Raw genomic sequence first — 19,472 nt, 5'->3', positions numbered from 1 at the left:
AAGGCAGCCTGGGGCCTCAAGTACACCCGCTCGATCTCCGATCCGAAGTTCGAAACCGGCACCGTCGACACCGACAAAGAACTGCTGCGCAACCTCGTCGCCTACTACTGCGTCCTGGAAGGCATCTTCTTCTACTGCGGCTTCACCCAGATTTTGTCGATGGGCCGCCGCAACAAAATGACCGGCGTGGCGGAACAGTTCCAGTACATCCTGCGCGACGAGTCGATGCACCTGAACTTCGGTATCGACGTGATCAACCAGATCAAGATCGAAAACCCACACCTGTGGGATGCCGAGATGAAGGAAGAAGCGACCCAGATGATCCTGCAAGGGACTCAGCTGGAGATTGAATATGCGCGTGACACCATGCCTCGTGGGGTGCTGGGCATGAACGCGGCGATGATGGAGGATTACCTCAAGTTTATTGCTAACCGTCGTTTGTCGCAGATTGGCTTGAAGGAAGAGTACCCAGGGACGACCAACCCGTTCCCTTGGATGAGCGAGATCATGGACTTGAAGAAAGAGAAGAACTTCTTCGAGACCCGCGTGATCGAGTACCAGACTGGCGGGGCGTTGAGCTGGGACTAATACCTCCATGCTCTGAAACACTAAAAAGCCCTGGGAATACTCCCGGGGTTTTTTTATGGTAAAAATTGAAGATGTAGGACAGCCGCTCATTCGCAGTAGGAAATTTCGTAGACGCAATAGTAGCCACTCAGTATCGTCCGAGGGTTTTCTACCCTCGGCGGCTGTATGGATATTACGAAAGACAAAACGGATTGGAGCGACGCTGAGCTAGCAGCGGCGGTAGCGGCCTACTTGAAGATGCTGGCGTGGGAGCAGAACAACCAGCCTTTCAATAAAGCCCATGAAAACTGACTGCTACGCGAAGGTCCTGTGGCGGGTCGGGCGAAAGGTTCTATTGAGTTTCGCATGCAAAATATTTCCACCGTGCTCGACCGGATGGGGTTGGAGCGCATCGTAGGCTACAAGCCTGCGAAGAACGTGGGCACAGGCGTTGAGCTGCGCATCCGACAGGCGCTCAATGCCCAGGGTATTTTTGAATCGGATGACACCGCCCAAACCGCCGATGAGCAAACGCTCATCCGCCGCGCGTCCAAGCTACAGAAGCAAACCTTCCATAAAGTACCTGACGGCATCGTGCAGCCGCAGAAGGTCGCCACCGTAACCACCTCCTTCGTTCGCGACCCGAAGGTGCGCGCCTGGGTGCTAAAAGAAGCCAAGGGCATTTGCGAAGGCTGCAACACCAATGCGCCGTTTGAGGTCGATGGCCAGCCATTTCTTGAAGTACATCACGTCAAGCACCTCGCCCAGAAGGGTTCGGATCGCATCACCAATGCTGTAGCCTTGTGCCCCAATTGCCATCAGCGTTGTCACCGGTCGAGCGATCGGGAGGCGTTCACCGCTGGGCTTTACTCGAAAATCGGAAGATTGATACGCGAGTAAACTCTTGCTGTCACAGCTGATGCATCACCCCATTGATTAGATAGGACCGAGGCCAACCCGTGAACCCAGACATGCTCGAAGCCGGCCCCGCTGACGCCAAAGTACTCTCCGTCTTTGACTTCGACGGCACCCTGACCCACCACGACAGTTTCGTGCCCTTCCTCAAGTTTGCCTTTGGCCCTGGTGAGTTCTATGGCCGGATGCTCAAGCTGGCGGTGCCGGGGCTGCGTTTTTTGGTGCGGCAGATCAGCCGGGATGAGTTGAAGGCGCAGTTGATCCGCACCTTTATGACGGGGGTGGAGAAGGCGTGGGTTCAGCAGAAGGCGCAGGCGTATTGCCAGAAGACGTGGCCACGGTTGATGCGGCCGACGGGCTTGCAGTCGGTGGCGGATGAGGTGAAGTCCGGGGCGGTGGTGACGCTGTGTTCGGCCTCGCCGGCGTTGGTGTTGCAGCCGTTTGCGGATCGGCTGGGGATCAAGTTGATCGGGACTGAGCTTGAGGTGGTAGACGGGGTGTTGACCGGCAAGCTCACCGGGAATAACTGCCGCTGTGAGAACAAGGTGCTGCGGCTTGAGGCGGTGTATGGGGATTTGGGCGAGTATCGACTGAGGGCCTGGGGCGATACGCGTGGGGATCGGGAGTTGCTGGCGGCGGCGCAGGATGCGCACTTTCGGCATTTTCATTCGAAGAAGAAGCGGGCTCGGTTGCAGGGGTGATGCGGGTGGGTGGGGTTGGCAGGTGGACCGAGGCGATCCCATCGCAGCCTCGCTGGAGCTCGACAACTCCCACATTTGGGCTTTGTCAGCCTATTGACCGGTGTTCGGCGGCGTTCATGTCGCGGCCTTGAGGTCTACGCCCAAGGCTGTCGCGAAGGCTTTTACCATCGGGCTGCGCGGGGCGTTGTGGCGCAGGATCAGGTTGAAGACTGTGCTCAGGTACACCTGCTCCGGGCACAGTACGCGTAGGCGCCCTTCCCTGACCAAGGGGGTTGCGTAGTGCTCGGGCAGGAAACCGAGGAACCGACCGGTGAGGATCAGAATGGCGACGGCTTCCACTTGCGACGCCGAGGCGGACTGGCTGTCGTAAGTGACAAAGTTGGCCTTGTCGCGATGGATCGCGTAACGATGGTTGACCACTTCGTAGTGGCGCAGCACGTCCGGTGTGATTTCACTCGCATTGAACAGCGGATGGCCTACGGCGCAGTAGGCGTGGGCTTTTTCCTCGTACAGCGGAAAATAGTCGAATTCTTCACGACGCTGGTACACGGGCACGATACCAACGATCAAGCGCCCTTCCACTACGCCACGCTCAACTTCGTCTAACTGAGAGGCATGTAGGCGCAATCTAATTTTCGGCGATTCGCTATGTAACTTCCCCAGCGCCGCAATGAGCGGGGAGTTAACGTCAGACACGGTGTTATCAATAACGCCCACACTAAGGTCGCCAATAAGCTCGTTTTGCGCCGAACTAAGCTTGTCGCGAAAACTGTCTACCGAGGTGAATAACTCGATGGACGCCTGATACACCAGCTTGCCTTCTTCGGTCAGCCCAAAACCTTCCCGGCCCCGTGTGCACAGGCGCATGCCGATGCGGATTTCCAGGTCGGAGATCTGTTTGCTGATGGCCGCCAGGCCCACGTTCAGCTCGTTTTGCGCGGCGCTGAAGCCGCCGGCTTCGACCACGGCCATGAACACGCGCAGCAATTTGAAGTCCAGCCCGCTCAGTTGCAGGGGCGGGCGTGTGCCGGGTTTGGGCGGTATGTTTCCAGAAGTGGAAAGTGGGGTTTCCATAATACGCGTTGACCTCAAGTGCCATATTCAACAGGCTTTAACCCAATCCTTGAACACAGCCAGGCGGCGATAATGGCCGTAAACATCGGCCCTTGGCAACCTTGAATATAGCGGGTTGAACAGCACACAGAGGCTGATTTAACGCCCGGCAAAACCTGACACTACGATCAGGACTTTTTACGTTTTGACTGCCTCCGACTCTTCTAAAAACAAGCGTGAGGAACACCCATGTCCCAGCCCACCGACCGCCTTTGGGGCGCTCGTTTCAAGACCGGCCCGTCTGCTGCACTGGCCGCGCTGTCGCGTTGCCCTGAGCGCTATTTCCGCCTGACGCCCTACGACCTGGCCGGCTCCCGCGCCCATGCCCGTGAGCTGCAGCGCGCCGGTTTGCTGGATGAGTCGGAAACCCTGCGCACACTGGAGGCCCTGGACGGTATCGGCAACGACTTCGCCGCCGGCAACCTGCATCCGACGCAGGATGACGAGGACGTGCACACCTTCATCGAACGCGTATTGACCGAGCGCCTCGGCGCCCTGGGCGGCAAGCTGCGTGCCGGGCGTTCGCGCAACGACCAGACCGCCAATGATCTGCGCCTTTTCCTGCGTGACCATGCGCGCACCATCACCACCGAGGTGTTGGGTTTGCAGCAGGCGTTGGTGGAGCAAGCTGAGCAGCATATCGAGAGCATCTGCCCGGGCTTCACTCACTTGCAGCAGGCGCAGCCGATTGTGTTCGCCCACCACTTGCTGGCCCATGCCCAGTCGATGTTGCGCGATGTGCAGCGCCTGGTGGATTGGGATGCGCGTACGGCGTTGTCGCCGTTGGGTGCGGCGGCGATGGCTGGGTCGGCGATCGCGCGCCAGCCGGAACACTCGGCTAAGGAAATGGGCTACACCGGCCCGTGCGAAAACTCTATCGACGCAGTCGCTAGCCGTGACCATGTGGCGGAGTTTTTGTTTGTGGCGGGCATGCTCGGGGTGAATATTTCACGCTTGTCTGAAGAGTTTTGCCTGTGGTCGTCGCGCCAGTTTCGTTGGGTGGTGTTGGACGATGCCTACGCGACGGGCAGCTCAATCATGCCGCAGAAAAAGAACCCGGACATTGCCGAGTTGGCGCGGGGCAAGGCTGGACGGTTGATTGGCAACCTGACCGGGTTGATGTCGACGCTCAAGTCGTTGCCACTCTCCTACAACCGCGACTTGAGTGAAGACAAGCACAGCGTGCTGGACAGCGTAGACACCCTGCTGCTGGTGCTGCCGGCGATGGCCGGGATGGTTGCGACCATGAAGGTGCAGGTGGAAGAGCTGCGGCGTCAGGCGCCGATGGGGTTCACCTTGGCGACTGAGGTGGCGGATTGGTTGGCGACCCGTGGTGTGCCGTTTAAAGAAGCCCATGAGATTACAGGCGCCTTGGTGCAGGCCTGTGAGAAGCATGAAATTGAATTGTGGGAAGCCTCGCCGGCGATGCTGGCGGAGGTGGATGCGCGGCTGACGCCCGAGGTGCGGGATTGCCTGACCCTGGAAGCGGCGATTGCGGCGCGCAGTGGGTGGGGTGGGACGGCGCCGGAGCGGGTTCGGGAGCAGATTGAGCGGTTGAAAATGGCATTGGCCGAACAGCAGAAATGGACAGAGAGTTATCAGGGATTTCGCATTTAAGCCTGTAGGTGCTGAGGTGGCTGGTCGGGCGCTTTCGCAGGCAAGCCAGCTCCCACATTGGATCGGGTTTCAACCGTTACACCGAGTACAGCGGTAATCGCTTTTTGGAGAATCACCATGAACCAAACCCCGGCAGAGCGCTTGGAAGCCGAGCGCAAGTTGTCCGAGAACCAGTTCGATATCACGCAGTACGAGCACGTGCCGCGTCGCTATTACGGGCGGATGTTTTTCGCCACGCTGATCGTGATCGTATTGGCCGCGCTGTTGCGCGCATTCGCCAACGGCCAGATCGAATGGTCCTACATCGGGCAGTTCCTCACGTCTGAGGCCATCCTGTGGGGCCTGGTGAACACCATCGTCATGTCGATCCTGGCCATGGCGCTGGGCGTGGTGATCGGGGTGATCACGGCGATCATGCGCATGTCGGCCAACCCGATCCTGCGCTATGTGGCCATCACCTATACCTGGCTGTTTCGCGGCACGCCGCTGATCCTGCAACTGCTGCTGTGGTTCAACCTGGCGTTGATCTTCCCGGTGATCGCAATTCCCGGCCTGTTCAGCATCGACACCGTCGACCTGATGACGCCGTTCGTGGCCGCCCTGCTGGGCCTGAGCATCAACCAGGGCGCCTACACCGCCGAGGTGGTGCGCGCCGGTTTGCTGTCGGTGGACACCGGCCAATACGAAGCCGCCAAGTCCATCGGCATGCCGAGCCTGCAGGCGCTGCGTCGGGTGATTCTGCCCCAGGCGATGCGCGTGATCATTCCGCCTGTAGGCAACGAGTTCATCAGCATGGTGAAAATGACCAGCCTGGCCAGCGTGATCCAGTACTCGGAGCTGCTGCACAACGCACAAAACATCTACTACGCCAACGCACGGGTCATGGAGCTGCTGATCGTGGCCGGCATCTGGTACCTGGCGGTGGTGACTGTTCTTTCATTTGGTCAAAGCCGCCTCGAGCGTCGTTTTGCCCGCGGCGCCGGCAAGCGTTCGTAAGCCTGGGTTGAGGAGATTTGCCCCATGAGAAGCATCGTCAAGGCCGTCAACCTGAACAAGTATTACGACCAGTATCACGCGCTGCGCGACATCAATATCGAAGTCGAGCAAGGCGAAGTGATGTGCATCATCGGCCCGTCAGGTTCCGGTAAAAGCACCCTGCTGCGCTGCGTCAACCAGTTGGAAAAGATCGACAAGGGCGGCCTATGGGTCGACGGCGAACTGGTGGGTTACCGCGTCGTCGGCAACAAGCTGCATGAGATGAACGAATCGCAGATTGCCCGCCAGCGTTTGGCGACTGGCATGGTATTCCAGCGCTTCAATTTGTTCCCGCACATGACCGTGTTGCAGAACATCATCGAAGGCCCGTGCCAAGTGCTGAAGCGTTCGCCCAAGGAAGCCACCGAAGATGCACTGGAATTGCTGGCCCGGGTCGGCCTGGCGGACAAGCGCAACGCCTACCCGGTCGAGCTGTCGGGCGGCCAGCAACAACGTGTAGCGATTGCCCGTGCATTGGCGATGCGCCCCAAGTTGATGCTGTTTGACGAACCCACGTCAGCCCTCGACCCGGAGCTTGTAGGCGAAGTGCTGTCGGTGATGCGTGATTTGGCTACCACGGGCATGACCATGATTGTGGTCACCCATGAATTGGGCTTTGCCCGCGAAGTGTCCAACCGCATGGTGTTCATGGATGCCGGCCAGATTGTGGAAGCCGGCAGCCCCGAAGAAATTCTAATAAGCCCACAAAACCCGCGTACCCAAAGCTTTATTTCTGCCGTTCGCACTTAACTAAAAAACAAACGAGAACGCCCCCATGAAAAAATTGTTTATCCCAACGTTGCTCGCAGGCCTGATGGCCTCCTCCGCTGTTTTCGCGGCATTGCCGGCGGCAATCAAGGACAAGGGTGAGATCAGCGCGGCCATCGTGCCGAACTACCCGCCGATGGATTTCAAGGACACCGCCACCAACCAACTCACTGGCCTGGACTTCGACCTGGGCAACGCCCTGGCCGAGCGCCTGGGCGTGAAGATAAAGTGGCAGGAAACCGGCTTCGAGCAGATGCTCAGCGGCCTGACCACCAAGCGCGTGGACATCGTACTGTCGGGCATGTCCGACACCGCCGAGCGCCAAAAGGCGGTGACCTTCATCGACTATTTCACCAGCGGCCCGCAGCTCTACACCCTGGCCAAGCGTGAAGACCTCAAGGAATTGACTGACCTGTGCGGTAAAAAAGTCGGCACCAGCCGTCGCACCACCTGGCCGTCGGAAATTGCCGCGTGGAGCAAGGAAAACTGCGAAGCCGCCGGTAAGCCGGCAATCGTGGTGATCGGCACCGAAGGCTCGGCGGACGCACGGGCACAGTTGCAGCAGAACCGCCTGGACGCGGCGATGCAGGGCAGCGAAACCATTCCGTACCTGATGTCGTTGGACAAGGGTAAATACAAGCCGGTGGGCCTGGCGCTTTCCAAGCAGTTCACGGGGCTTGGGATCGAGAAGAGCAACACTGAGCTGGTCACGGCGATCAGCGAGGCGTTGCAGGGCATGATCGATGACGGCACCTACGGCAAGATCCTGAAGAAGTGGGACCTGGAGCAAGGTGCGGTAGAAAAAATCACCATCAACTCCGGCCAATAACCTGATCTAAATGTGGGAGCGGGCTTGCCTGCGATGGCGGCAGGTCAGCTTGCATATTCATTGCCTGATCCACCGCTATCGCAGGCAAGCCAGCTCCCACAGTTGATCTGTGTTCACTCCTGATTTGGGTTGTATTGAGAAATAACAAGGACGCTCGCCTCCACCGTGGCCACCTACTCCCTGGTAATACGCCGCCTGATGATCTGCTCGCTGACCATCGTGATCAGCCGGGCCATGACCAGCCCGCTGATGACCCTGCTGCTGAGCAACCGCCTGGGCCTCAACCAGCAAGACATCGGTTTGCTGATGGGCATCGCGGTGTTCACCGCTACCTTGATGGGCCTGTATGGCGGCTACGTCATCGATCGCATGGAAAAGCGCAAGCTGCTGATCCTGGCGATGCTGTCCAGCTCCATCGGTTTTCTGTTACTGACCTTTGCCAGCAACCTCTACCTCACCACCTTGACCCTCGTGATCACCGAGTCGGCGTCTGCCCTGTTCCTGATCGGTTCCAAGGCGATCATCAGCGAGAACCTGCCGGTCGACCAACGCGCCAAGGTGTTTTCCCTGCGCTACACCCTCACCAACATCGGTTACGCCACCGGCCCCATGGTCGGCGTGGTGATTGCCGGGCAGATGCCGCTGCTGCCGTTCATGCTGTCCAGCGCCATCGCGTTTGTCAGCGTGTTCCTGATGATCGGCATTCCGCCGACTCAGCGTGATGAAAGCACCAAACCCTTGAGTTTTCTGACCACACTCAGAACCCTGCGCAACGACCGCAGCCTGGTCCTGTTCACCAGTGGCAGCCTGTTGAGCACCATCGTGTACGGCCGCTACACCCTGTACCTGTCGCAGTTCCTGCTGGTGATTCACAACCCGGACGATGCACTGAAAATCCTGTCCGCCATCCTCGCCTGCAACGCCATTACGGTGATGCTGCTGCAATACCAGATCGGCCGCTTTCTCAAGCGTGAGCAGTTGCGTTACTGGATCCTGCTGGGCACGGCGCTGTTCATCGCCGGGCTGATCGGCTTCAGCCAGGCCGACAGCCTGCTGTCGTGGTGTGTGGCGATGTTCGTGTTCACCCTGGGCGAGATGATCATCTTCCCTTCGGAATTCCTGTTCATCGACACCCTCGCCCCCGAGTCGCTGCGCGGCAGTTATTACGGCGCGCAGAACCTGGCGGCGTTTGGCGGGGCGCTGAGCCCGGTGATTTGCGGGTATCTGTTGATCCATGCGGCGCCGACGGCGATGTTCTATGCGCTGGGTGCGCTGACTGCAATCGGTGGAAGTTTGTGTTTCTTGAGCGGTCGGCGTGTAGCAGCCACACCTCGAGTCTAATGTGGGAGCGGGCTTGCTCGCTCCCACATTTTTGATCTCCAGGGTCGCGAAAATTTGCGTAGTATCCGGCTATTCATCTCACGGACCCGAGCCCCATGAAATTCGACACGGCCTACAGCCTGACTCTCGACGACAAGCTGTCGATCTATGACGTACGAGACCTGAATTTCGACGAAACCGCCGCTTTCGATTCCGACAAGGACCGCTTCCTGTGCCCCAACGACGAATGCCGCGCGGCGTTCGACACCGGCAATGCCTTGAGCACATTCAACGCCAAGAACGTCAATTACCAGCGCACACCCCACTTCAAGAACAAGGTCAATACCCGGCATATCGACGGTTGCCGCTACGCCAGCAGCCACAAGACAGCGACGGGTGAAGGGGATGACGAACGCGAGGACAATTTCCCGTCGGAATTCGTGCTCACCCGGCGTCAGTACGAACGCAAGGCACCGCTGACCGGCACCGAGGGCAGCGCCCCACAGGAGCCGACGAAAGCCCCCTCAAACCGCGTCGCCACCTCTCACAACGCCAGTGATACGCCCGACAGGACCAGCGTGTTCGCCCACCCGGTGGAATGCTACGTGTCGAACATCGACGACAAGGACAAGCTCAAGTCCATGCCGTTGAAGATCGGCGACCACACCGCCACCTACTGGACGTTTTTCAAGAAGATCGAATACCTGCAAGACAACAAGGGGCTGATCTACTGGGGCAAGATCAAGGCGATCAAGGACTACACCAGCAGCTTTCGCATCGACTTCGAAAAAAAGGTATGGCTCGACAAGAAGCCCTATTCGGTGAATGTCTACCTGAGCAAGAAACTCATCGAGAACTACCGCAAGCGCACGGCCTTCCTGGAACAGATCAAGGCGGCAGTGGACAGCGAGCGCGCCCTTTACTGCTTTTTCTACGGCGTGACACCTGAGCTCAAGCAAGTGCCCAGCAAGAAAAACCCCGAGCAGACGTTTGGTGTGTTCAGCGCCAATATCGAGAACCTGGATCATCTGATCATCCGGGAGGCGCCAGGGCTGGAATAGTGGGGTTTTAAGAATCCAGTTGATGAGCGGTCAAAACAACTGTACAAAAACACAGTATAGTCTGTCCTCCCCGTCCACTCCTGGAGAATCCCCATGTCCTCTCTGGCAATGAGCTCTTTCGTAGAACAACAGATTGTCCTGCACCAATTCACCGCCAAGCACAGTGTGCAGGCCCGCGCGATGCTGGGTTGGAGCCGTGAAGACCTGGCCCGCCAGGCCGATGTGCCGGTGAGTGCCGTTCAACAGTTCGAAGGCCAGGGTGATGTGGACGATGACACCCGCCTGGCCATGGCGTTTCGCCTGGAGGCTGAAGGGTTGGTGTTCTTTCCTGGGTTTGCGCCGGGGTGGGGAATGAGTGCACGCCGGTTCGACAGCGCGCCAACCGAGCCTGCCGCCCAAGGCATCATTTCGCGACTGATGGGCTCAACAGCCGCTTTTGATCCCCAGAACCCTCAACCGAATGGCGCGTAACCGGGCTTCATTCTCAGGCCTGCAGTTGCAACGCCCGGCGCATCATCTGCGGCGGTTGGCCGAAGGCACGCAGGAAGGCACGGCGCATGCGCTCCGGGTCACCGAAGCCGGTGTCACGGGCGATGATGTCGATGGGATGGTCACCGGATTCGAGCATCAGGCGCGCCGCTTCAATCCGCAGGCGTTCGATTGCCTTGGCCGGGGTCTGGCCGGTTTCGGCATGAAACAGGCGGCTGAACTGACGTGGGCTCAAGTGGGCAACTTCGGCCAGGCGGTCGACCGACAAGTCCTCCTGCAGGTGTTGCCGTGCGTAAACCAGGGCGCTTTGCACGCGGTCGGACTTTGGGTCGATCTCCAGCAACGCCGAGAACTGCGACTGGCCACCCGCACGGCGATGGTAAATCACCAGTTTGCGGGCCACCGCACGCGCCACTTCAACACCCAAATCATGTTCGACCAGGGCCAGTGCAAGGTCGAGGCAGGCGGTCAAGCCAGCGGAGGTCCAGAGCGGGCCGTCGACGGTGAAGATCCGGTCTTCTTCCAGCTTCACATTGGGATATGCCTGGCGAAATGCGCGAGCGTGGTACCAGTGGGTGGTTGCCTTGCGCCCGTCCAGCAAACCGGCCGCCGCCAGGTGGAAAGAGCCGGTGCAGGCCGATGTCACGCGACGTGAGGTCAGCATGGCGTGCTGCAGGTAGGTGAGCATGCCTGCAGACGCTTGCAGCACTTCGTTATCCCCCACCACCAACAGCGTGTCATAGCGGTGCTGCCCAAAGGGCACGGTGTCAATGGCAAAGCCCATGGAGCTCTTGACCGGCCCACCGAACTCCGACACCAGGTCCACGCGATAGAACGGGCGCTCCAGTTCCAGGTTGGCAAATTCAAACACGGTGCTGGTGCTCAAGCTGAGCATCTGGAACCCGGGAAACAACAGAATACCGACGGACACCATGGCCAAACCCCATGTCTTTAAAGGAGGGATATACGACATTGCGGCCACAACATTACACCCATAATCTTGAGCCAGACAAGACCAATTCCTTCCTCGGTCATCCTGGAGCAACTGCAATGAGTCAATCCAAAGGTTTTGCGCTGATCACCGGCGCTTCATCCGGCATTGGTGCTATCTATGCCGACCGTCTGGCCCGTCAGGGTTACGACCTTATTCTGGTGGCGCGCAACAGGCAGCGGCTGGAACAGCTCGCGCAACGTTTGGCGGCGCAGACCCAACGAGAAATACAGGTAGTCGCAGCCGACCTGAACCTGCCTGCCGACCTCGCCCGGATCGAACAGATCCTGCAGGACGACAGCCGCATCAGCCTGCTGGTGAACAATGCCGGGGTCGGCGCTACCGCTCCGCTGCTGGCGTCGGATGCCGACAAAATGGACGCCATGATCCTGCTTAACGTCCTGGCTCTGACACGCTTGGCCAAGGCTGCCGCCGCCAACTTCGTGGCTCAGGGGCGCGGCACCCTGATCAACATCGGCTCCATTGTTGCGGTCGCGCCAAAGCTGCTCAATGGCGTATACAGCGGCTCCAAGGCGTTCGTGCAAGCATTCAGCGAATCCCTGGACCATGAACTGAGTGACAAGGGCGTGACCGTTCAGGTGGTACTGCCGGGCGCGACGGCGACCGAGTTCTGGGACGTTGCCGGGTTACCGATCAGCAACCTGCCCGAAGCCATGATCATGACCGCCGAGAACCTGGTAGACGCTGCTCTTGCCGGCCTGGCCCTGGGCGAGAAAGTCACCATTCCTTCGCTGCCAAACACCCAGGACTGGGACGCCTATGAATCCACACGTCTGGCCCTGGGACCGAACCTTTCCCATCAAAGGCCGGCCCTACGCTATGGGCTCGAAAACATCTGACCTATATGAGCCCTGGCTTGGAGGCAGTCTTGGCAGCCTGCTCATAGCCATGGGCCACGGCCAGCAATGCAGGCTCAGACCAGCGGGTACCGAAGAAGTACGCGCTGGTCGGCAGTCCGTCCTCATCGGTGCCGGAAGGCACTGTAATGCCCGGGTACCCTGCTGCGGCTACGCCAAAGTAAGTGCCGGTTTCGAAATCGGCCACCATGGCATCCAGTTTTTCCTGTTCGATCGGCTGATCCACCGTATCGCGAAAATCCTTGATCAATACGCTCCATTTCTCAGCACGCTCTTCAGGCGTAAGGGTCGAGCCATCAATCTGCCGCAGCGTCGGCTGGTGATCGTTTTCTGTCCCGTCGCGTTCGTCGTTGAACTTGATCAGTTCAGTCAGCGACTTGACGGGTAAACCGGAGCGCTGCCTCAAATACGTATTCATCTCTTCTTTCACATCCGAGAGCAGCAAATCCTCGTACCCGGAGGCGTCGGCTATTCGCACATTCACAGGTATAAGGATTGCACCTGCGTCCTTTAGGACCTTGAGGGTCTGGGTGAACTGTGCACTGTTAGCCACCGGTACCCGTTTGCCCTCCACAATAAAGTTAGCGGGATAACCAATGCGTTTGCCGATCAAGGCCCCCGGGACGAGCGCTTTTGTGTAGTCGATGCCTTCGGGGGCGCCAACGCTGGCAGGGTCCTTGGGGTCACGACCTGACATTGCGTTGAGCATCAACGCGACATCGAACACCGAACGCGCCATGGGGCCCGGTACGTCCTGATGATGGCTGGCGGGGATAATGCCGTTGCGGTCCAGCAAGCCGACGCTGGGCTTGAGCCCCACCACGCCATTGAGCGCCGCTGGCACGATGATCGAGCCGTTGGTCTCGGTCCCTAGCGCAATGGGCGCCAGGCCGGCGGCAACGGCCGCGGCCGATCCGGAACTGGACCCGCCAACATCGGCATCCCGGCGGTGCGGGTTAAGGGTTTGCCCCCCACGACTGCTCCAGCCATCGGCACCACCGCGAAACCCGGCCAGCTCAGTCAGGTTGGTTTTACCGATGATCACCGCGCCCTGGTCAAGCAGGTACTGGACGAGCGGTGCATTCTTTCCGGCTGCTTCACCTACCAGGCCAAAAGCCCCCGCGCTGGTTTGCATGCTTTCTGTCTCGACGTTGTCCTTGATCAAGACGGGGATGCCGTGCAAAGGCCCGCGAACCTTGCCCTCAGCACGCTCACGGTCCAACTTGCGCGCATCTTCCAGCGCATGGGGGTTGAGCTCAATGACGGCATTCAACTCAGGGTTTTGCTGACGAATGCGTTCCTGCAGGTGGTAGACCAGATCAACCGAAGTCATTGCGCCTGGCTTGCTCATTTGCTCGCGTAACTCACTTACGCTGGCGTACTCGGTTCCAGGTGGCACGGGTTTGGGAGGCGCCGGAAAAGTAAGGGGGCTTTTTGAACGAGCAGCGACGTGAACAAATGCACCGACAACGACAGGACTAATTCCAAACATGAAGCACCTTTTGGGAAGGGTAAGAAACAACGAAGGGCCCCTGTGGGTCCGGGTGCCAGTCTAAAAAGCCTTCTCCTTTCCGGCTGCAAGACGCGAATAGTCCACTGAGTGGGATTGTTCACTGCAGTGTGTGCGCTATCCCCGACCTTCTGACAGACAACAAGCCCTGCGATAAGCCTGCATCACCGCCATCAACGCATCCGCGGACCAGCGCGTACCGTAGAACCACACCATCTCCCCCTCACCCAAGGGTTCGCCAACACGCGGATAGCCGTTCCAACAGGCCGTATGAAACGCCGCGTTATGGCTATCGGACACAAGTGCGTCCAAGCGATATTCGCTCACATGGGCATCGATTTCGTTGTAAGTCTGCTGGTTAACGCGCAAGGTTTCGTCGGGCCGCTGAGCAGGCACGGCCACCAGTTGCGCCCCAGCGCGACGCAAAACGCCCAGCGCTTTCAGGAAGGCGGCAGTGTGTTGGATCTGCTCATATTCATGACCACGTACCCACCGGTCGGCGAATCCCAAGCGCCTGCCTGCCAGGGCCTGTGAGGCCGTAAAGGTCGTGTTGTTCTGCACTAGAGGCACTTCCACCATCACCGGCCCGGAAGGGTCAACGCCACTCAGGGCGATCAGTGATAACGATGGGTCACGGGGAGGCTTGAGGGGAAGCGCGGGCGCGTCATATCCGGGAATGAGCACGCCGCCCTTGGGCTGCGCACCAAATGCGATGCGGGGTGGGCAGGCACTTTCACCTGAAGCTCCGAGCGCCTCTGGAGTCGTTAACGAGGATTCCACTGGCGATGACAGGGGTAGCCCCGGCGGACAAGCCATACCCACTCGCCAATATTTCTTACATTCTTCATTCATCAGAACCAGCCCCCGGACATTGAACGTCCGGGGATCATCGCACCGTCTTCCGGCACCTGTCGCAGGTCTGCAACACCTTGAAAACTCCTTTTTTCCTGCGTAAACGCGCTTAGCCTGCCAGAGGTGCCTCAGCACCTTGCGCGTCCACTTCCAGCCACCACGCCCGCCCGCGCTCAGGTTGATTCAAGCTGAACGCCTGACCCATTGCCGGTGTAGTGATCGACACGTTGCGCTCCCACGCCAGCGCCATGATGCGGTCGAAGGGTTCATGCCAGGCATGAAACGCCAGGTCGAACGTGCCGTTGTGAATCGGCAGCAGCCAACGGCCCTTGAGGTCGATGTGCGCTTGCAGGGTCTGCTCCGGCTGCATGTGCACATGGGGCCAGTCGACGTTGTAAGCACCTGTTTCCATCAGCGTCAGATCAAACGGCCCGTACTGCTCGCCGATACGTTTGAAACCGTCGAAATAACCGGTATCGCCACTGAAGAAGATGCGCCGCGCAGCGTCGATCATCACCCAGGAGCACCACAGGGTCTGGTTGCCGTCGAACAGGCCACGCCCGGAAAAATGCTGGGCCGGTGTGGCAATGAAACGAATACCGTCGACCTCGGTGCCCTGCCACCAATCCAGCTGGCGGACCTTGCTGGCGTCGACGCCCCATTTGACGAGGGTGTCGCCCACGCCCAGGGGCGCCAGGAAGTAACGGGTCTTGTCGGCCAGTTGAATCACGGCGTTACGGTCAAGATGGTCGTAGTGGTTGTGGGAAAGGATCACCGCTTCCAGGGCTGGCAACTCTTCGAGGCTGATGGGCGGCTGGTGGAAACGCTTGGGGCCGGCCCAACTGAAGGGCGAGGCACGTTCGGCAAACACCGGGTCGGTCACCCAGAACTTGCCGCGCATTTTCAGTAGCACCGTGGAATGCCCAAGGCGAAACACACTGTGGTCCGGGGCCGCCAGCAGTTGCTCGCGCGTCAGGGGTTGGACCGGAATATTGCCCACAGGCCGGGTGGTGCGCGGCTTGTTGAACAACATGTTCCAGAAAATGCGCAACGTCTTGCCAAAGCCGCCATGCTGCACGGGGGCATTGTTGGTGAAGTGCCCTTGGTCCTGCTCGGCGGGTTTGAGCGCGGCGGGCGAAGGGTCGAGACGGGATGAAATCGTGGCCATTGCAGAGTGACTCCTGGGGTCCGCTCACAAATTACGCTGTGCGTATGAGTTACACTGCACAGTGTAGTTTCTAGATTGCAACAAAAGCCGGAGCAAGTAAACTACCGAGTGTAATTTCCTCTCAGAGCCGAATGTTATCCATGACTGCCCCCCAACGCCTCACCGACCGTAAACGCGAAGCCATCGTGGCCGCTGCCATCGCCGAGTTTCGGGCGAACGGGTTCGAGGTCACCAGCATGGACAAGATCGCCGCAACGGCCGGCGTTTCCAAGCGCACGGTCTACAACCACTTCCCCAGCAAGGAAGAGCTGTTCGCCGAAATCCTCCACCAGCTCTGGGCCAGCAGTGTTGCCCAGCTGGACGTCAGCTATACCAGCGATCGCTCCCTGCGCGACCAATTGCGCGGTTTGCTGCAAGCGAAGATGCAGATGATGGCGGACGCCAACTTCCTCGACCTGGCCCGGGTCGCGATTGCCGCCACCATCCATTCACCCGAACGTGCGCAAGACATGGTCACCCGCCTGAGCAAGCGCGAGGAAGGCTTTACCCAATGGGTGCGGGCTGCGCAGGAAGATGGTCGCCTTACCTGCACCGACCCGGCCTTCGCCGCCCACCAGATTCAAAGCCTGCTCAAGGCGTTCGCGTTCTGGCCACAGATCACCCTGGGCCAGCCGCCCCTCGACGCCGTCGGCCAGGCCAGCGTGATTGAGTCGGCGATCGACCTGTTCCTGGCCGGCTACGAAGTGCGCACGCCCTCCCCACTGTAAATCCTGTTGCAGGAACGACATTCCAGGTCGTTTTTTGCGTATTCGCCCATCGGGCAGCGCAAATGGCCTGGAAGGACACTGATTATTCCCTCGCGAATAACTGACAATATTCACACCTATTATCCGATCAACGGTTCTACCCGCTGACGCACGCTGTCGTATCTGCAAAAAAGAGCTGACCCGGAACACTATGGAAAACAGACGAGGCAAAGGGCTTTCATTTGCCAGGCGTATCTACAAGCCAAGGATCATCGGCCTGGGTATCGGCTGCATCAGTGTCATCGGCGCGCTGTATCCCCTGGCGATGCCAGGCTGGGTATGGGCGTTCCTGCTGTTCAATGGCTACATCTGGGCCCACGTGGCGTACCAGATTGCCGCCCGCTCGGAATTTCCCTACCAGGCCGAGCAACGCAACCTGCTCTATGACTCGTTGTTCGGCGGTTTCTGGACCGCCGCCACACAGTTCACGCCGCTGACGGCCGTGACCATTCTGTCGATGATGACCATGAACAACGTTGCAGCCGGCGGCAAGCGTCTGTTCCTGCGTGGGCTGTTGGCCCAGGGCGCTGGGATGGCCGTGGCCTGCGCGCTGTTCGGGTTCAAGTTCAACCCCAATGTCAGCCTGACCCAGGTCTACACCTGCCTGCCCATGCTGACGCTCTACCCGATGGCGATCGGCATGGTCTGCTATCAGTTGGCAATCAAGCTGTCGGAACACAAGCGCGCCCTCAGTGCCCTGAGCCGCATCGACAGCCTCACCGGCCTGCTCAACCACGGTTCCTGGAAAGACCTGCTGAACCTCAAGTTCCACAAGTGCCAGCAGCAACAAGGCCAGGCCACCATCGCCCTGATCGATATCGACCACTTCAAGCAGATCAACGACACCCACGGGCATATCGTCGGCGATGCGGTGTTGCGCCAATTGAGCCAGGAGTTACGCCTGCACCTGCGTGAGAACGACTTGGCCGGGCGCTACGGGGGTGATGAGTTCTGCGTGATTCTTCCGCAAATGCCCCTGGAAGAAGCCGCACGAGTGATGGAACACATGCGCGAAACATTCGGCAACTATCGCAACCCGCAGATCCCCGAGCTGCGGGTAAGCCTGAGCATCGGCCTGGCGGACTTCCAGCCCTTCTTCAGCGACGCGGCCATGTGGCTCAACGCCGCAGACCGCGCGCTGTACGCCGCCAAGGACACCGGCCGCAACCGGGTCAACATCAGCGACTACGCGGTCGCAACTTCCGCCTGAGTCGTCCTACAACACCTCGTCTGAATTTTCCGACTGGCACCCACGGCGATAGCATAATGCCGCCATTGGTCGCCTTCTGCTGAAAGCCCCGCCTTGGGGCAGAACTTCTGACAGCTCGCGCGACTCTCACCCCGTTGTTCCACCCCCTCTGTCAGCACAAGGAAGCTGGCAATGAGCACGTCAACCGTAAGGCCATGGGCCGTACGGGGGCAGGCGATCGTCATGGATACCTCAAGTCGCGTGGTTGCCCGAGCCCTCGAATATGCTATTCAACGCCCACAAGAAAGCCCTCAACACCCTGCAACAAGCCAATGCCCAACAAGCCAGCCTGCTGGAGGCCATCGAGCGCTCCATGGCGGTGATCGAATTCGACCTGCACGGCAACGTGCTGCGGGCCAACGACAACTTCCTCAAGACCCTGGGCTACCGCGCCGAGCAGATCCTGGGCCAGCCCCATCGGATGTTCTGCACCCCAGCCTTTGCCCGCAGCGCCGAGTACAACCAGCTGTGGACGCAGCTGCGCAACGGCCAGTTCCAGTCCGGCACCTTTGAACGGGTCGCCGGCGACGGTCATTCGGTGTGGCTGGAAGCCAGTTACAACCCCGTGCGCGACGAAACAGGCCAGGTGATCAAAGTGGTGAAGTACGCCATGGATGTCACCCCGCGCCTGCAGGCCGAAAGCGAAGCCAATGCCAAGCTGGGTGCCATCGACCGCGCCATGGCGGTGATCGAGTTCAACCTCGACGGCACCATCCTCACGGCCAACGCGAATTTCCTGCAGCGCATGGGCTACAGCCTGGCGCAGATCCAGGGCCAGCATCACCGCCTGTTCTGCAAGCCGGAGCTGGCCAACAGCGCGGCCTATACCGAGTTCTGGAAACGCTTGAACCAGGGCGAGCTGTTCAACGGTCAGTTCGAGCGCGTCGATAAACACGGCCAGACCGTATGGCTGGAAGCCAACTACAACCCGGTGTACGACGCCAGCGGGCGCCTGTGCAAAGTGGTGAAGTTCGCCTCCGACGTGACGGCCCGCGTGCAACAACATGCTGCCGACGCTCAAAGCGCGGCCCAGGCTTACCACATCTCGCTCAACACCCGGGACATCGCTGAAAAAGGCGCCGACGTGATCCAGCAAACCGCCAGCGGCATGCGCGACATTGCCGCTGACATCGACGGCTCCTCGCAACTGATCGCTAAGCTCGGCGAGCGTTCGCAGCAGATCACCGCCATCGTCAATACCATCCGTGGCATTGCCGACCAGACCAACTTGCTGGCCCTCAATGCCGCCATCGAAGCCGCCCGCGCCGGCGAGCAAGGCAGAGGTTTTGCGGTGGTGGCCGATGAGGTCCGGCAACTGGCGGCGCGCACCAGCGGTTCGACGGCGGAAATTTCCAGCATGATCGCAATGATCCAGGATGAAACCCGCCAAGCCATCGACAGCATGGATGGCACCCGCGACCGCGCCGCGCAAGGCGTGGAACTGGCCAACCGCGCCGGCACGGTGATCCTGCAGATCCGCGAAGGCACCAGCGAGGCCGTGCAGGCTGTGAGCGCGTTCGCCAACGAACGGGGCAGCAACTGACCCGATCTTCATGTGTCTGGCCCGGGGGCCCGGTCTATAGTGCTGACTGTCTTATGCCAA

General features: G+C 59.6%; 18 protein-coding genes and 2 pseudogenes. 15 read left to right on the top strand and 5 right to left on the bottom strand.

Going from position 1 to position 19,472, the window contains the following annotated elements; all coding sequences use genetic code 11:
• From ACVWVP_RS26690 to ACVWVP_RS26680, 3 genes and pseudogenes are all read left to right on the top strand, one after another.
• Positions 1-588 (top strand): ribonucleotide-diphosphate reductase subunit beta (locus tag ACVWVP_RS26690; protein WP_457408947.1); only part of this gene is annotated, 588 nt, incomplete at its 5' end.
• A gap of 165 nt (positions 589-753) precedes the next feature.
• Positions 754-1,467: pseudogene (locus ACVWVP_RS26685) on the top strand (HNH endonuclease).
• A 71-nt stretch (positions 1,468-1,538) separates the two neighbouring features.
• A complete protein-coding gene (locus ACVWVP_RS26680) occupies positions 1,539-2,183 on the top strand; it encodes an HAD-IB family hydrolase (protein WP_176997970.1) in 645 nt (214 codons plus the stop codon).
• A 114-nt stretch (positions 2,184-2,297) separates the two neighbouring features.
• On the opposite strand, the gene ACVWVP_RS26675 is transcribed toward ACVWVP_RS26680, so the two are convergent.
• A complete protein-coding gene (locus ACVWVP_RS26675) occupies positions 2,298-3,257 on the bottom strand; it encodes a LysR family transcriptional regulator (protein ID WP_457408945.1) in 960 nt (319 codons plus the stop codon).
• Positions 3,258-3,485: 228 nt separating this feature from the next.
• Between ACVWVP_RS26675 and argH the strand changes: the two genes are divergently transcribed.
• From argH to ACVWVP_RS26640, 7 genes are all read left to right on the top strand, one after another.
• Positions 3,486-4,913: an argininosuccinate lyase gene (gene argH, locus ACVWVP_RS26670; RefSeq protein ID WP_457408943.1), complete on the top strand. Its 1,428-nt coding sequence runs from the start codon at positions 3,486-3,488 to the stop codon at positions 4,911-4,913.
• Positions 4,914-5,030: 117 nt separating this feature from the next.
• On the top strand, positions 5,031-5,909 hold the full coding sequence (locus ACVWVP_RS26665; RefSeq protein WP_016974698.1) for an amino acid ABC transporter permease: 879 nt from the start codon (positions 5,031-5,033) through the stop codon (positions 5,907-5,909).
• Between the two features lie 24 nt (positions 5,910-5,933).
• A complete protein-coding gene (locus ACVWVP_RS26660) occupies positions 5,934-6,698 on the top strand; it encodes an amino acid ABC transporter ATP-binding protein (protein WP_016974699.1) in 765 nt (254 codons plus the stop codon).
• A 25-nt stretch (positions 6,699-6,723) separates the two neighbouring features.
• Complete coding sequence (locus ACVWVP_RS26655) at positions 6,724-7,545, top strand: ABC transporter substrate-binding protein (protein WP_176997973.1); 822 nt, start codon at positions 6,724-6,726, stop codon at positions 7,543-7,545.
• 165 nt (positions 7,546-7,710) lie between these two features.
• Positions 7,711-8,886: an MFS transporter gene (locus tag ACVWVP_RS26650; RefSeq protein WP_457408939.1), complete on the top strand. Its 1,176-nt coding sequence runs from the start codon at positions 7,711-7,713 to the stop codon at positions 8,884-8,886.
• Between the two features lie 95 nt (positions 8,887-8,981).
• On the top strand, positions 8,982-9,926 hold the full coding sequence (locus ACVWVP_RS26645; protein ID WP_178925444.1) for a hypothetical protein: 945 nt from the start codon (positions 8,982-8,984) through the stop codon (positions 9,924-9,926).
• A gap of 93 nt (positions 9,927-10,019) precedes the next feature.
• Positions 10,020-10,397, top strand: coding sequence for a helix-turn-helix domain-containing protein (locus tag ACVWVP_RS26640; protein WP_259173111.1), 378 nt, complete (start codon positions 10,020-10,022; stop codon positions 10,395-10,397).
• 13 nt (positions 10,398-10,410) lie between these two features.
• Here the strand turns inward: ACVWVP_RS26640 and ACVWVP_RS26635 are convergent, their stop codons facing one another.
• Complete coding sequence (locus tag ACVWVP_RS26635) at positions 10,411-11,349, bottom strand: GlxA family transcriptional regulator (protein ID WP_178925440.1); 939 nt, start codon at positions 11,347-11,349, stop codon at positions 10,411-10,413.
• A 116-nt stretch (positions 11,350-11,465) separates the two neighbouring features.
• On the opposite strand from ACVWVP_RS26635, the gene ACVWVP_RS26630 reads away from it, so the two are divergent.
• Positions 11,466-12,266 carry an SDR family NAD(P)-dependent oxidoreductase gene (locus tag ACVWVP_RS26630; protein ID WP_178925438.1) on the top strand — a complete coding sequence of 267 codons (801 nt, stop codon included), beginning with the start codon at positions 11,466-11,468 and terminating at the stop codon, positions 12,264-12,266.
• A gap of 1 nt (position 12,267) precedes the next feature.
• On the opposite strand, the gene ACVWVP_RS26625 is transcribed toward ACVWVP_RS26630, so the two are convergent.
• From ACVWVP_RS26625 to ACVWVP_RS26615, 3 genes are all read right to left on the bottom strand, one after another.
• A complete protein-coding gene (locus ACVWVP_RS26625; protein ID WP_457408937.1) occupies positions 12,268-13,776 on the bottom strand; it encodes an amidase family protein in 1,509 nt (502 codons plus the stop codon).
• A 135-nt stretch (positions 13,777-13,911) separates the two neighbouring features.
• Positions 13,912-14,646, bottom strand: a complete 735-nt coding sequence (locus tag ACVWVP_RS26620) for a hypothetical protein (protein ID WP_457408935.1) — start codon at positions 14,644-14,646, stop codon at positions 13,912-13,914.
• A gap of 109 nt (positions 14,647-14,755) precedes the next feature.
• Positions 14,756-15,814, bottom strand: a complete 1,059-nt coding sequence (locus ACVWVP_RS26615) for an MBL fold metallo-hydrolase (protein ID WP_457408933.1) — start codon at positions 15,812-15,814, stop codon at positions 14,756-14,758.
• A gap of 140 nt (positions 15,815-15,954) precedes the next feature.
• Here ACVWVP_RS26615 and ACVWVP_RS26610 point away from each other — a divergent pair, with 140 nt between their 5' ends.
• The 4 genes and pseudogenes from ACVWVP_RS26610 to ACVWVP_RS26595 all read left to right on the top strand — a co-directional run bounded on the left by ACVWVP_RS26610 (position 15,955) and on the right by ACVWVP_RS26595 (position 19,412).
• Complete coding sequence (locus ACVWVP_RS26610; RefSeq protein ID WP_457408931.1) at positions 15,955-16,581, top strand: TetR/AcrR family transcriptional regulator; 627 nt, start codon at positions 15,955-15,957, stop codon at positions 16,579-16,581.
• A 190-nt stretch (positions 16,582-16,771) separates the two neighbouring features.
• Positions 16,772-17,830: a diguanylate cyclase gene (locus ACVWVP_RS26605; RefSeq protein WP_457408929.1), complete on the top strand. Its 1,059-nt coding sequence runs from the start codon at positions 16,772-16,774 to the stop codon at positions 17,828-17,830.
• Positions 17,831-18,092: 262 nt separating this feature from the next.
• A pseudogene (locus tag ACVWVP_RS26600) lies at positions 18,093-18,863 on the top strand (PAS domain-containing protein); the annotation flags it as partial.
• A 114-nt stretch (positions 18,864-18,977) separates the two neighbouring features.
• Positions 18,978-19,412 carry a methyl-accepting chemotaxis protein gene (locus ACVWVP_RS26595; protein ID WP_372339949.1) on the top strand — a complete coding sequence of 145 codons (435 nt, stop codon included), beginning with the start codon at positions 18,978-18,980 and terminating at the stop codon, positions 19,410-19,412.
• Positions 19,413-19,472: the final 60 nt, after the last annotated feature.

This window comes from Pseudomonas sp. TE24901, from assembly GCF_054058375.1.
This window is presented reverse-complemented; position numbering and strand designations above follow the sequence as displayed.